Origin of the sequence: Reichenbachiella sp., assembly GCF_039969095.1 — a bacterium.
Classification (GTDB): Bacteria; Bacteroidota; Bacteroidia; order Cytophagales; family Cyclobacteriaceae; genus Reichenbachiella.
The window spans coordinates 951492-964670 of record NZ_JBDVOL010000010.1; the positions used below are offsets into that span (position 1 = coordinate 951492).

The window sequence follows — 13179 nt, forward strand, 5'->3', positions numbered from 1 at the left end:
TTAGGTCAAATCACGTGTTGGGAATTGTTGCTTTTTCAAGAGATTTCCCACTTCAGATAAAATGCTCAATTTTCCTCCATAAGTTTCCTGTAAAAGCTCTTGTGTAAATGCCTCTTCGATAGGACCGGAGGCTACCAGTCGAGTATTTAATTGTACAACCCAATCGAAATATTGAGAAACTGTCTGCAAATCATGATGAACAACTACCACTGTTTTTCCTTCATCAGACATGGATTTCAATATGTTGATGATAGCCTTTTCAGTTGCGGCGTCTACACCAGCGAAAGGTTCATCCATGAAATAAATTTCTGCGTTTTGTGCTAAGGCTCTTGCTAAAAATACTCTTTGCTGCTGTCCACCAGATAACTGACTGATTTGGCGATCAGCAAATTGCTGCATATTGACTTGCTCCAGCGCATAATCTGCTGCTTCATAATCTGCCTTTCTGGGTCGTTTGAATAAACCCAATTCTGCATATCTACCCATGACGACGACATCACGAACGGATGCAGGGAAGTCCCAGTCTACAGATTCTTTTTGCGGCACATAACTCACTCGGTTTCTAATATCAGCGATTGGCTGCCCCAATAATTCCACCCATCCACTGCTCAATGGAACTATTTCCATAATGGCTTTAATCAAAGTTGATTTGCCAGCTCCGTTTGGTCCAATGACGCCTACTAATGCACCTTTTGGCAAAGTCAAATCTACTCCCCAAAGTACTGGTTTGCGACTGTAGGTTACTGTGAGGTCATGTATTTCTAATACCGGGTCGTCTACGTTTACAATCATTTCAGTGCATTTACTATGGTTTGAACATTCGTATGAACCATGCCTATGTAGGTGCCTTCGAATTGCTCAAAAGGTCCCATAGCATCAGAATACAAACTTCCACCAATTACAACATCATGTCCTTGCTGATTGCATCCTTCAACTACTGCATTGATGGCTTTCTTTGAAACAGAAGTTTCAATAAATACTGCCTTGATTTTATTTTCTACAATAAGGTTTACTAAATCGGCAACATCCTTCAGCCCTGGCTCTGACAAGGTAGATATTCCCTGCAGTCCATTGACCTGAATATTATAAGCTTCACCAAAATAACCAAAAGCATCATGAGCTGTGATTAGCATTCTTTGTTCTTTAGGTATTTGTTGGATCGATTCATGGACTGCTTGATGTAAAGAATCCAAAGATTTTAAATATTTATCTGCGTTTTTATTGTAATAAGCTGTGTTTGCTTCATCTAACAGGACCAAATTCTTGTGGACATTTTGAACGGCTTCTTTCCAAAGAGACACATCAAACCAGATGTGCGGATCATAAGTACCTGGATATAATTCACTTGCTCTAAATTTAGCTATTGTAATATCTTCTGATACCGCCTTTACAGATTTAATCCTACCCAGTTTTTCAAAAATTTCTCCCATTTTGCCTTCTAGGTGCAGACCATTATAAAATACCAGATCTGCATTTTGAAGTTTCTTCAAATCACCCTGAGTGGCTTTGTACAAATGAGGATCAACTCCTGGACCCATTAAAGCAATAGCTTCAATACTATCACCAGCAATATTTTTGACCGCATCATATATCATTCCAGTGGTTGTCACCACTTTTAGCTTACCATTTCGAGCCTTTTGGTTGGGTTGACATGAGAGCAATAGAATGACCAAGGCAAGCGTGTAGATATGTATGTTCTTTTTCATTCTGTTACCAGTAAATTGTCTGCTACTTGTTTTGATATGAATATACTTTGCTGATTACTCAATTCTATTTGCATGGAACCGTCAAATGCACTTTTTTCTTGAACCAAAATTTTAGTGCCCAAAGCGATTTTAATTTTATCTAAGTGTGCTAAGAATTCAGAGTCTGAGTCTTCAACACCAGTGACTAAAACTGTTTTTCCTTCCTCTATTTCTGAGAGCGGTACTTTTTTTCCAATTACTATTTCTCCTCTTTCGTCTGGAATCGGATCACCATGAGGGTCTATCCGTGGGTAGCCTAAAAATTTATCCAATTTTTGAGTCAGGATATGGGACTTGATGTGTTCTAGTTGCTCAGCAATATCGTGTACTTCATCCCAATTGAATTGTAGTTTGTCTACCAGAAATACTTCCCAAAGCCTATGTTTTCTTATGATCTGTAAAGCTTCCTTTCTTCCTTTTACAGAAACATTTACTCCTTTGTATTTCTGATAATTTACAAACCCTTTGTCGGATAACTTTTTAATCATGTCGCTTACAGATGCAGGTTTTGTGTTAAGCACCTCTGCAATAGCATTTGTTGATACGTCTGATTTATCTGCTTGAGATAAATGATAAATTGCCTTAAGATAATTCTCTTCTGCGTGACTGAGCATCTCCTATTAAAATAGATTTACACAAAGAAAAACAAAATTTAGAGTAATCTAAAAATATATTTTGATTGTATTGAAATAATTGCAATCACTAGTTCTAGTGATTTTCATCTTTTATTTAGAATTTGTTTAGATAAATATTGTGTCAATGGGTTGGTCATGTACTTTTGCGCTACTATTTATAATCAGTCTTAATAAACATAATATATTTGCGACTTATGAAATTCAGCAAAATTTATATCGGTCTACTTTTCGGAGCTACTCTTGTATCATGTAGTGATGATGAAAATAATACTCCATCCATACAAGCGCCAGATACCTATATATTTACTAGAGATGGAGCAAGTTCCGTTTCCTATAGTGGCCAGACCACAAGAATAGCCATGTCACATGAGCTAGGATCAGCTTTGAAAGATGATTCAAGAACAAAGGAAGAAATGTTGGCCATGTTTGGGCATGAAGAAGGTAATGCTGATTTTTCTGATGCAGATCTTAATGCTTCAGATAAAAACATCAAAAGTAAAACAGCAGCTTCAGCTGAATTTGCTGGTAGTTCTGTTGATGCAGCTGACATTAGAACGCAGTTAGAGAATTGGATTAGCAATCAAGACGATGAAGTGTTCGCTAAGTGGAATGATGTCGCTTCTGCCGGAAGTGCAGGACAATTAGTAGATGGTACTTCTACAAGATATGTAAGTGCTGAAGGTATTGAATACAATCAAGTGATAGCCAAAACTTTGATTGGCGCTCTTTTAGCTGATCAAATCTTAAATAACTATTTAAGCCAAACAGTATTGGACGAAGGTACGAATGTAGATGACAACGATGCAGAAGTGGTTGTAGAAGGTAAGACATACACTAACATGGAGCACAAGTGGGATGAGGCTTATGGCTACGTCTACGGAGGTTCTGAGGATCAACCAGGTGACTTACTCAAATACATTGGAAGTGTGGATGGCAATGAAAACTACACAGGTATTGCTGACGCTATCGAGGATGCTTTTATTCTCGGAAGAGCTGCGATTGTGGCAAATGAGTATACTGTAAGAGATGGTCAGGCTGAAATTATCCGTGAGAATATTTCGAAAGTAATAGCAGTGAGAGCAGTTCATTATTTACAAGGTGGCAAAGTTGCTCTTGAGGCAGCTAAAGATGCTGCAAATGATAACTTGTTCGGTGGCGCATTCCATGATCTTTCTGAAGGATTGGGTTTTGTATACAGCTTACAATTCACAAGAAAACCGAACACAGATTCTCCATACTTTTCGAAAGAAGAAGTAGAAGGATTTATTGATGACATTTTGGCTAATGAAAATGGCCTATGGAATGCTTCTTCAACTACGCTTGATGAAGTATCAGAAGAAATAGTAGATGCCTTTGGCCTGGTAATGGCTGAAGCTGTACAATAAAGTTATTATTGATATTTAAATGTATATGAGGTCAGTTTTAGTATTGACCTCATTTTTTGGTTTATATGAAGTTATTGAGAGTTTTCCTTGTTCTATCAGTCTTTCTGTTCTCCTGTGATTCAGGAAGCGATGAGTCCAGCGATGATAATTTTGATCGTGCAGCTATGCTGACCAACTGGGCGGATCATATTATTATCCCAGCTTATCAGAATTATAAAAAGGAGTTAGTTGATTTGAAAAGTGTAACATTGACATTTACCAATGAAGTCAACGAGTCCAATTTGGTTGCTCTGCGAGATCAATGGAAGACCGCTTATTTGTCATGGCAATGGGTAGCCATGTTTGAGATAGGCCAGGCTGAAACAGTCAGTTTGCAGAGTTATACGAATCTTTTTCCGACCAGCCCAACAGATATTGAAGAGAATATCACTGCGGGTAATTACAATTTGGAACTTCCATCCAGAAGAAATCAGCAAGGCTTTCCAGCCATAGATTATTTAATTAATGGTGTAGGAACTAGTGATGCAGCCATTGTAAGTATTTTCTCTGATCCTAACACAGGAGAAGGTTATCGGGTCTATTTGTCTGATTTAGTAGAGAGATTAAATGCTCTGACTGCTGAAGTTGTAGCTGATTGGGAGAATGGTTATCGTGACACCTTTGTTAATAACGATGCATCTAGTGCAACGGGTGCTGTGAATAAAGTGGCGAATGATTACATTTTTTACTTTGAAAAAAATCTTCGAGCAAATAAAATTGGAATTCCAGCAGGCGTTTTTTCTGGCACTCCAGATAGTAAAGATGTTGAAGCTTACTTTGGTGCAGATTTTTCCAAATCATTGTATGAAGAAGCACTTGTTGCTAGTCAAGCATTTTTTAATGGCCAGCATTATGGAAGTACTACAACAGGCGAGGGGTTTAGCAGTTACTTGGATTATATGAATTCGATCAATGAAGGAGAGGATTTAGTTAAACTTATCAATGATCAATTTGTGATTATAGAATCAACGGGTAGCAGTTTATCAGATAATTTGGCAGAGCAAGTAGAAACAGATAACTCGCTGATGCTCCAAACTTATGATGAGTTGCAAAAAAATGTGATCTACTTCAAGGTTGACATGCTACAAGCTTTGAATATTAAGGTGGATTATGTAGATGCTGACGGTGATTGATGCAAGGACATCATATTGGCATCAAACTATACAGACCGCTCCATTAGCGGTCTTTCGTGTTTTATTCGGTTTACTCATGTTTGTGAGTATGATTCGGTTTTGGGTGTATGGCTGGATTGAAAAACTGTATCTGGAACCCACATTTCATTTTTCATATTATGGATTTGATTGGGTAAAACCATTAGGGAGTTTCACTTACGTGATATTTATAATTTGTGGTATATCAGCACTAATGGTTGCTTTAGGATATAAATACAGAATAGCCATTGTTTTATTTTTCTTAAGCTTTACCTATATCGAACTCATGGATAAGACTACTTACCTCAACCATTATTATTTTGTGAGTCTGATTAGTTTCCTATTGATTTTTATTCCAGCAAACGCCTTTGCATCAATTGATGCTTATAATAAACCAGATTTATCATACGACCGAATCCCAAAATGGAATGTCGATGCCTTGAAATTGATGCTCGGCATAGTTTATTTCTATGCAGGACTGGCCAAACTCAATTCAGACTGGTTGATTCATGCGATGCCTTTGAAAATGTGGCTGCCAGGGGGGTATGATTTGCCGATTTTAGGTCATTGGTTGCAGCAGACATGGGTTCATTATACACTGAGTTGGACAGGTGCTTTGTATGATCTTGCAGTACCGTTTTTATTACTGTACGCAAGTACTCGATGGTTTGGGTATATTATGGTTGTTGTTTTTCATTTATTAACCAGCATGTTGTTTCCAATAGGCATGTTCCCATACTTGATGATTGCCTGTACACTCATATTCTTCTCGCCAAACATGCATACAAGTATCCTTAATTGGTTAGCTAAATACATACCATGGGTAAATTCAGACACTAAATCAGGTCGTGTACTGACGCATGAGTTTAAATCTTTTTGGCAGAGGGTGAAAGTCAGCTTGTTTATCGTTTTCTTTGCGCTCCAATTGACGATTCCTTTCAGGTATTTGATTTATCCAGGTGAGTTATTTTGGACAGAAGAAGGGTTTCGTTTTTCGTGGCGTGTGATGTTGATGGAAAAGGCTGGGGCTGCCAATTTTAAGATTGTAGATGGAAAAACGGGTCAACGATTTTATGTTGACAATACGGATTTTCTGACACCTTTTCAGGAAAAGCAAATGTCGTTTCAGCCTGATTTTATATTGCAATATGCCCACATGCTGGGCAAGCATTTTGAATCACAGGGACATGAAAATGTAGAAGTCTATGTGGATAGCTTCGTGGCACTAAATGGAAGACAGAGTCGTCCATATGTTGACCCAAAAGTTAATTTATTAGAAGAAAAAGAATCATTTGAACCTAAGCAGTGGATTTTACCATTCGAAGATGAAATTAAAGGTTTATAATATAATTTGGGTGCTGATGTTGGTGTCTCATATCTCTTGGGCACAGCTCGAATTGACGGGGAAAGTAACAGATGCTGGTACTAAAGAAGGAATTGCATCAACTCAAATCTACATTGAAGAGTTAAAGAAGCTAGAGGATACCGACAAAGACGGGAATTTTCAGTTTAAGAATATTCCAAGCGGAAAGTACACAATCGTAGTATTCTCCTATCAATATGAAACACTTGCAACTCAAATTGAACTAGCCACTAATCAAAATATTGACTTTGAACTAACTGAACTTACAACTGAACTCTCTGAAGTAGTCATCAACCAGAAGAAGGAAGAAATATTTGGACTAAAGAGGCTTCAGCCTGTGGAAGGCACAGCCATATATGCAGGCAAAAAGAGTGAAGTTATCCTTCTGGACCAAATGGTGGGTAATCGGGCCAGCAACAATGCAAGGCAAGTTTACTCTCAAGTAGTAGGTCTAAATATTTATGAAAGCAACGATGGCGGACTCCAACTCAGCATAGGAGGTAGGGGTTTAGACCCGAACAGAACTTCCAATTTCAATACAAGACAAAATGGTTATGATATAAGTGCAGATGTATTGGGATATCCTGAAAGCTACTATACACCTCCCGTGGAAGGTCTAGAGGAGATAGAAGTAATCAGAGGAGCAGCTTCCTTACAGTACGGTACGCAGTTCGGAGGTTTGATCAATTTCAAAATGAAAGAACCTGTAGCCAATAAAAAAATTGAATTGGAATCTCGACAAACCGTTGGCTCTTTTGGACTATTTACCAGTTTCAATAGTTTAAGTGGAACGGTAGGGAAGTTCAGCTACTACACCTATTTCAACTACAAACAAGGGGATGGCTATCGCCCAAATTCAGACTTCGATTCGAAAAATTTCTTTGCCAATGTCAGATATGCCTTCAGTGATGAAACCAGTGTATCGGCTGATTTCACTTACCTAAAATATCTGGCACAACAGGCTGGTGGATTAACTGACAGCCAGTTTGCCGAAGATCCCATGTACAGTAATCGAGAACGAAACTGGTTTGAAGTGGATTGGAAACTATATTCTGTAAGGCTGGATCATAAATTTTCGAATCGTACAGATTTCAGCTTGAATGTATTTGGGTTAAATGCAGAAAGAAATGCCTTAGGTTTTAGAGGAATCCCTGGGCCTGATGGGGTAAATGAAAACCCAATAGATGAACCTGACTGGATTGATGAACAAGGAGAGTACGTTTATTCAAGGGATTTGATCAAGGGAAATTTCGACAACTGGGGTGCAGAAGCCAGGTTCCTGACGAGATATAGTTTGCAGAACAGAGATGCAGTTTTTTTAATTGGCGCAAAATATTATAAAGCAGAAAATACATCAGTACAAGGGCCGGGAACTAATGATACTGATGCTAATTTTAGTTTTGATAATAATGAGCGCTTCTATCCCAATGTTTCTAGTTTTACTTTTCCCAATCAAAATCTAGCCTTGTTTGGTGAAAACATATTCTATCTGAACGACCACTTGTCTATTACTCCCGGGTTTAGATTAGAATATATAAATACAGAAAGTGAAGGGACCTATCGAAATTATATTAATACAACTGATCCTACTGAAGACCCAGAATATGTGATAGAAACTGAACAGCAATCCTTGCCAAGAACGTTTGTGCTACTAGGTTTAGGTCTTAGCAACGAATTCAATCCTAATCTGGAACTTTATTGGAACTTCTCTCAAAACTATCGATCAGTCACTTTTAGTGATATTAGAACGGTTAATCCATCTTTTATTATTGACGAAAATATTCAAGACGAAAATGGATATACTTCAGATATCGGATTGCGAGGAAAATGGAAAAATTACATATCCTATGATATAGGTTCTTATGTTATGATGTACAAAGATCGTATTGGAATTGTGTTTGATGATCGTGCCAATCGTGTGCGTACCAATATTGGCGATGCCATGATCTATGGGCTTGAGTTTTTCGCAGATTGGAATCTAATTGAAACCCTTCAAGGGGATAACAAGAAGATGAAATTTAATTGGTTTGTAAATGCTGCCTTTACAGGATCTAAATACTTAAATTCAATTGAAGGAAATAACAATGTGGACGGAAACAAAGTAGAATTCATTCCTGATATCAATATTAAAACAGGTTTTAATATGGGATACAAAAACTTGCTGTCAAGTATTCAGTTCACAAGTTTGTCCAAGCAGTACACAGATGCTCAGAATTCTCCAATTGATGAACCAGGAGGATCTCGAGAGGGTGTGATAGGAGAAATACCAGCCTATTATATCATGGACTTCTCTTTGTCTTATACTTACAAAATGCTGAAATTAGAATCTGGAATTAACAACCTCACTGACAACAACTATTTCACTAGAAGAGCCACTGGCTACCCAGGCCCAGGGATTATTCCATCAGACGGTAGAAGTTTCTATTTAACTTTAGGCATTAAATTGTAATTGGTCTAAAGCACGTATCCGAAGATGAAACAATGGTTTTCCTTTTTCCTGATCATTATGAAACATGGGAAATTGTTTCGGAGCTTATATTCAAACGTTGGTGAATCTATCAGGTTTTGGAGAAGAACATTACTCAAAACACCCATCCTTTGTCAGTTGATAGCTCTTGCTTCTATTTACCGTCAGAACAAACAACAATCGTTTACTGTTTATCATTGTAATGACAAGAAACTGGCTTTTGTATTGATCAACAAGAATGCGAGTACTTCAATAGTATCGTCATTTCTACAAATAGAATACCCTAACAAGTCATTTGAAAAAATGACAGTAAGGGATGTGCATCAACTAGCAAAAACACACACAAAATCTTTTATTGAATCTGGATATGAGAGTTTTGTTGTGGTCAGAAATCCTATGGACCGTTTGCTTTCATGTTACTATGATCAAGTGAAAGATAGAGACCAAACGGGTTACTTTAGTCATCTCTACTTTGGAATCTTTAAGCAGAACCTGTCCTTTGATCAGTTTGTACAATTGGTAGCTAAAATCCCCGATTCGATCAAAGAACCACACTTTAGAGTACAAAAATACTGCGTTCCAGATACAGAAAACCTTAGGGTTTTTAAGTTTGAGAATATGAATGATGAAATCATTCCATATTTAAAGAAGCACGGACTATCTGTAGAGTGGCAAAATCAAAACAGAAACAAAAAAAATGATTCCATATCTAATCGTACAGAATCATTAGTTAAATCTATTTATTTAGAAGACTTTAAAGCCTTCAATTTCTAATCGAATTGAATTCGATTGTTATTTCACTCCTGGCAAGCTCTTTACCCAAGTCACCAATTTCTTCACTTGTTCGTCAGAGAGGCTGGCTTCGCCATGTATCAGCGTATAAGAAGTCAAAGGCATTTCACCTTCTTCCACTTCCTCATAAAATTCTTCGAGTTTGTGCAAAGCTTTCTTTTCAGAATACGCACCCCATTCAGATAGGTTGAAATGTTCTCGGCCTTCCTCAATGTGATCTCCAATCCACCACGACAAAGGGGCTACATTAGTGTACCAAGGGTACTTTGTATGGTACGAGTGACAATCATAACAAGATGTTTTTATGATTTGAGCAATTTCCTCAGGTGGATTGGTCATGGCTAGAAAATCATTTTCAGCAGCATATGATGGGTTTTCCTTATCTATTCCGAAAAACTGCATGATTACAAGTACAGCTACTAGTCCAGCTATGATTTTTGTTTTTAGTGTCATTGAATAAATCTTAATTTGGATTCGAATATAGTAGTTTTAGATAGTAAATCCACCATCAGCAGTATAAACACCACCTGTGCAATAAGAAGAGGCTTCAGAAGCCAGAAACAGTGCTAATCCAGCGATTTCATCTGATTCACCTATTCGCTTGAGCGGCAGATGTTTTACAAACTTTTTCGTCAAGTCATCATTGGTCCAAAGGGCTTCACTGAACTTAGTTTTTATTAAGCCTGGACATATTACATTAGCTCGAATGCCTTGTGGACCAAGCTCCTTGGCCAGCACTTTAGTCAAGGAGATCAAAGCAGCTTTACTCACACTGTAAATGCCTAAATGAGCTTCAGGAGAAATACCTCCGACACTACTGATGTTGATGATAGATCCACCAGCTTCCATATGAGGCACACATAGCTTCACTAATTCTAAAGGCCCTTTCACATTCACATCCATAATTTTGTCAAAAGCAGAAGTGTCGGTTTGGATCACAGGCCCAAAAACTGGATTAGTCGCTGCATTATTCACCACAATATCAACTTTGCCATAAGCTTCTAATGTCTGATCTACTAAGTTGCCGATTTGATCCATATCACCTGTGTTGCAAGCCACACCTATAGCTTCAAAACCGCCTTTGCTGATTTTCTCAGCTACTTCATCTACAGCTTCTTGTTTTCTACTGGAAACAACCACTTTGGCACCTGCTGCAGCGTAAATACTTGCCATGGCTTCGCCAATGCCTTTGCTTGCACCAGTTACGATGGCTACTTTGTCTTTGAGTGAAAATTTGCTCATTTGGTATGATTTGTTTTTATATGAATATCTGTTTGAGGGAATGGTATTTCAATACCATTTTTATGAAAAAGGTCATAGATTTCGAATCTAAGGTCGCTCTTAATAGATTCAATTTGCCACATATTTTTGCACCAAAACCTAATTTCTAAATCTAGCGAAGAATTACCAAAATCCACGAATCTGGCAAATGGTTTGGGTTTTTTTGCGATTTCAGGGTGGTTTTCAGCGGCTCGTTCTATCAAAGCCGTAGCCTTTCTTACATCTGTGCCATAGGCTACTCCAACTTTAACCACAAAGCGCGTAGACTGACGATTGTGTGACCAGTTGATCACCTTGTCACTAACCAGTTTTGAATTGGGTACTATAATGATAATTCCATCTCTTGTAACTACGGTAGAGGTTCGGATGTTGATTTCTGTTATTCTTCCTACAAGGCCTTCTAACTCTACAATATCACCAATTGAAACAGTACCTTCAAAAAGCAGTACCAATCCAGAAACTAAATCATTGAATTGTTGCTGAACCCCGAGTCCAAATCCAACTAATAAGGCGGCAGAACCAGCTAGAAGTAAGGTTAGCTGAACGCCAATTAACTCTAGACCTATGGCAATTGCAGCAACAATGACTACATACTTCAAAATTTGATAAAAGGCCCAAGCTCTTCCTTCGTCAAATTTCCCAGATTTGATTTGCTGTTTAAAAAATCGTCTTAGAATAAAGAGGACAAGTTTTGTAGCAACAACAACTCCAATAATAGCTAGGACGTGATACACCATGATATTGATGTCACCAAAATGAATAAGCTTAAATTGAAGGAATTCTTTCATACGAATTAGGTAAGTAATAAATACTAATCCATAATTTCCATAATTGGCCTTTGTACTGCAAGGTTATTGGGGTAAAAAACAATTTTTTTCTTCTCCACTTCAATGTGGAGAGAGAAAAGTGTCATGTCTATAATGGTACCTTCCACAGTATTGTCACCATCTATTATTCTTATTTTAGATCCGATCCTATGTGGAAAACTAAAGAATAAAACAGCACTTGCAGTGATATTGCTAAGTATAGACCAACTGGCAAAAAGTGCAATACCTGCTACGGTAAAAAAGGAAGCAAAATAAATCGCAAGGCCTTCAAAAGTAATATTCCAGATAAAACCAAGAATAACTAAGCTCACAACTAAAAACGTACTATTGATAATTTTAGCAGTATCCGCTGCACGACCTTTTTTAAATTTACGGCTGGTTGCAAACTTCTCTGTGTATCTTCTGGTTAAGAATTTTGCGATGGAATAGACGATCAACAGACCGACAGATAAAAGGCTTTGAATGACTAGCTTGTCTTGCATTATGAATTCGCTTGTTTTTTTATAAATATGGATCGAAGTTATGATTAAATTGATCAAAATTTGATCTTAGAAAGAACAAATTCCATCTAATTTTGATTGACCAATAGAAAATAATTTTATGAAATTGACCAATAGTATAATAGCAGCTTTAATCATGTTAATAATGGTTGGATGCGCCGAATTAAAGACTATCCTAGATCAAAATATGGGATTGTCCAATCAAGAGATTGTAGCAGGATTGAAAGAAGCTTTGGATGTAGGCCTTGACAAGTCAGTAACCTCTGCGTCTGCCGTGAATGGCTACTTAAAAAATGAAGCTATTAAGTTGATCTTGCCACAAGAAGTGAAATCTCTTCAGGATGAAATTAACACTGGTTCTGTGTCGCTTTTAAATGGGGCAGTCAAAGTGCCTTATCAAAAAATCTTAGACACTTATGTTTCAACTAATCCAAATTTGGATTCAGATCCTTTTGAAGAATTGGTGATTGCTATGAATAGGGGAGCTGAACAGGCCGCAAAAAAAGCCATCCCAATTTTTGGGGAAGCCATTCGTACCATGAGTTTTTCGGATGCGTTAGGAATATTGCAGGGAGGTGAACAATCAGCGACGGATTATTTTTATTCTAAAACCAAAAGTAGTTTGCAATCAGCTTTCAAGCCTGAAATTAAAAGTGCTTTGGATAAGACAAATGCGACTCAGATTTATGGCTCAGTTGCGGATTTTGTTAACTATGAATATGAAGTTAACTATCTGATCAATACCTACACTATTAAGACAAGGGACTATTTAAAGTCCGAAAAACTTCCAGCTACACTCGATGGATATGCCACGGACAAAGCCATAGATGGATTGTTCCACCTGATAGGTAAGGAAGAAAAGAAGATTAGAGCCAATCCCATGGATTACACGAGTGCCATCATTAAAAAAGTGTTTTCAAGTGATGAGGCAAAAGGAAATTAATCCTTTATTTCCTTTGTACATTATATACATTTGTAGTTTGAACTGACGCTA

General features: G+C 37.6%; 13 protein-coding genes. 6 read left to right on the plus strand and 7 right to left on the minus strand.

Annotation, left to right across the window (positions count from 1 at the left end; genetic code table 11):
* The 3 genes from ABJH98_RS07365 to ABJH98_RS07375 are packed head-to-tail and all read right to left on the minus strand — an operon-like array spanning position 1 to position 2359.
* Positions 1-792, minus strand: coding sequence for a metal ABC transporter ATP-binding protein (locus ABJH98_RS07365; protein WP_348307003.1), 792 nt, complete (start codon positions 790-792; stop codon positions 1-3).
* Positions 789-1706: a zinc ABC transporter substrate-binding protein gene (locus ABJH98_RS07370; RefSeq protein ID WP_348307004.1), complete on the minus strand. Its 918-nt coding sequence runs from the start codon at positions 1704-1706 to the stop codon at positions 789-791. The genes ABJH98_RS07365 and ABJH98_RS07370 overlap by 4 nt, the downstream gene beginning before the upstream one ends.
* The gene (locus ABJH98_RS07375) at positions 1703-2359 is read right to left on the minus strand and encodes a metal-dependent transcriptional regulator (protein WP_348307005.1); all 657 of its coding nucleotides are present in this window, start codon (positions 2357-2359) and stop codon (positions 1703-1705) included. The genes ABJH98_RS07370 and ABJH98_RS07375 overlap by 4 nt, the downstream gene beginning before the upstream one ends.
* 215 nt (positions 2360-2574) lie before the next feature.
* Here ABJH98_RS07375 and ABJH98_RS07380 point away from each other — a divergent pair, with 215 nt between their 5' ends.
* From ABJH98_RS07380 to ABJH98_RS07400, 5 genes are all read left to right on the plus strand, one after another.
* Positions 2575-3765 carry a DUF4856 domain-containing protein gene (locus tag ABJH98_RS07380; protein WP_348307006.1) on the plus strand — a complete coding sequence of 397 codons (1191 nt, stop codon included), beginning with the start codon at positions 2575-2577 and terminating at the stop codon, positions 3763-3765.
* 65 nt (positions 3766-3830) lie between these two features.
* Complete coding sequence (locus ABJH98_RS07385) at positions 3831-4937, plus strand: imelysin family protein (RefSeq protein WP_348307007.1); 1107 nt, start codon at positions 3831-3833, stop codon at positions 4935-4937.
* Positions 4921-6300: an HTTM domain-containing protein gene (locus tag ABJH98_RS07390; RefSeq protein WP_348307008.1), complete on the plus strand. Its 1380-nt coding sequence runs from the start codon at positions 4921-4923 to the stop codon at positions 6298-6300. Before ABJH98_RS07385 ends, ABJH98_RS07390 begins: the two co-directional genes overlap by 17 nt.
* Positions 6281-8767 (plus strand): TonB-dependent receptor, encoded by a 2487-nt coding sequence (locus ABJH98_RS07395; protein WP_348307009.1) that lies wholly within the window; start codon positions 6281-6283, stop codon positions 8765-8767. The genes ABJH98_RS07390 and ABJH98_RS07395 overlap by 20 nt, the downstream gene beginning before the upstream one ends.
* A 24-nt stretch (positions 8768-8791) precedes the next feature.
* The gene (locus ABJH98_RS07400; RefSeq protein WP_348307010.1) at positions 8792-9559 is read left to right on the plus strand and encodes a sulfotransferase family 2 domain-containing protein; all 768 of its coding nucleotides are present in this window, start codon (positions 8792-8794) and stop codon (positions 9557-9559) included.
* 18 nt (positions 9560-9577) lie between these two features.
* On the opposite strand, the gene ABJH98_RS07405 is transcribed toward ABJH98_RS07400, so the two are convergent.
* The 4 genes from ABJH98_RS07405 to ABJH98_RS07420 are packed head-to-tail and all read right to left on the minus strand — an operon-like array spanning position 9578 to position 12167.
* Entirely contained in the window at positions 9578-10030 is a 453-nt protein-coding gene (locus ABJH98_RS07405; RefSeq protein WP_348307011.1) for a heme-binding domain-containing protein, read from the minus strand.
* Positions 10031-10066: 36 nt separating this feature from the next.
* Positions 10067-10819, minus strand: coding sequence for a glucose 1-dehydrogenase (locus ABJH98_RS07410; RefSeq protein ID WP_348307012.1), 753 nt, complete (start codon positions 10817-10819; stop codon positions 10067-10069).
* Complete coding sequence (locus tag ABJH98_RS07415; protein WP_348307013.1) at positions 10816-11646, minus strand: mechanosensitive ion channel domain-containing protein; 831 nt, start codon at positions 11644-11646, stop codon at positions 10816-10818. Before ABJH98_RS07415 ends, ABJH98_RS07410 begins: the two co-directional genes overlap by 4 nt.
* Before the next feature lie 23 nt (positions 11647-11669).
* Complete coding sequence (locus tag ABJH98_RS07420) at positions 11670-12167, minus strand: mechanosensitive ion channel family protein (RefSeq protein ID WP_348307014.1); 498 nt, start codon at positions 12165-12167, stop codon at positions 11670-11672.
* Between the two features lie 118 nt (positions 12168-12285).
* Here ABJH98_RS07420 and ABJH98_RS07425 point away from each other — a divergent pair, with 118 nt between their 5' ends.
* On the plus strand, positions 12286-13128 hold the full coding sequence (locus ABJH98_RS07425; protein WP_348307015.1) for a DUF4197 domain-containing protein: 843 nt from the start codon (positions 12286-12288) through the stop codon (positions 13126-13128).
* Positions 13129-13179: the final 51 nt, after the last annotated feature.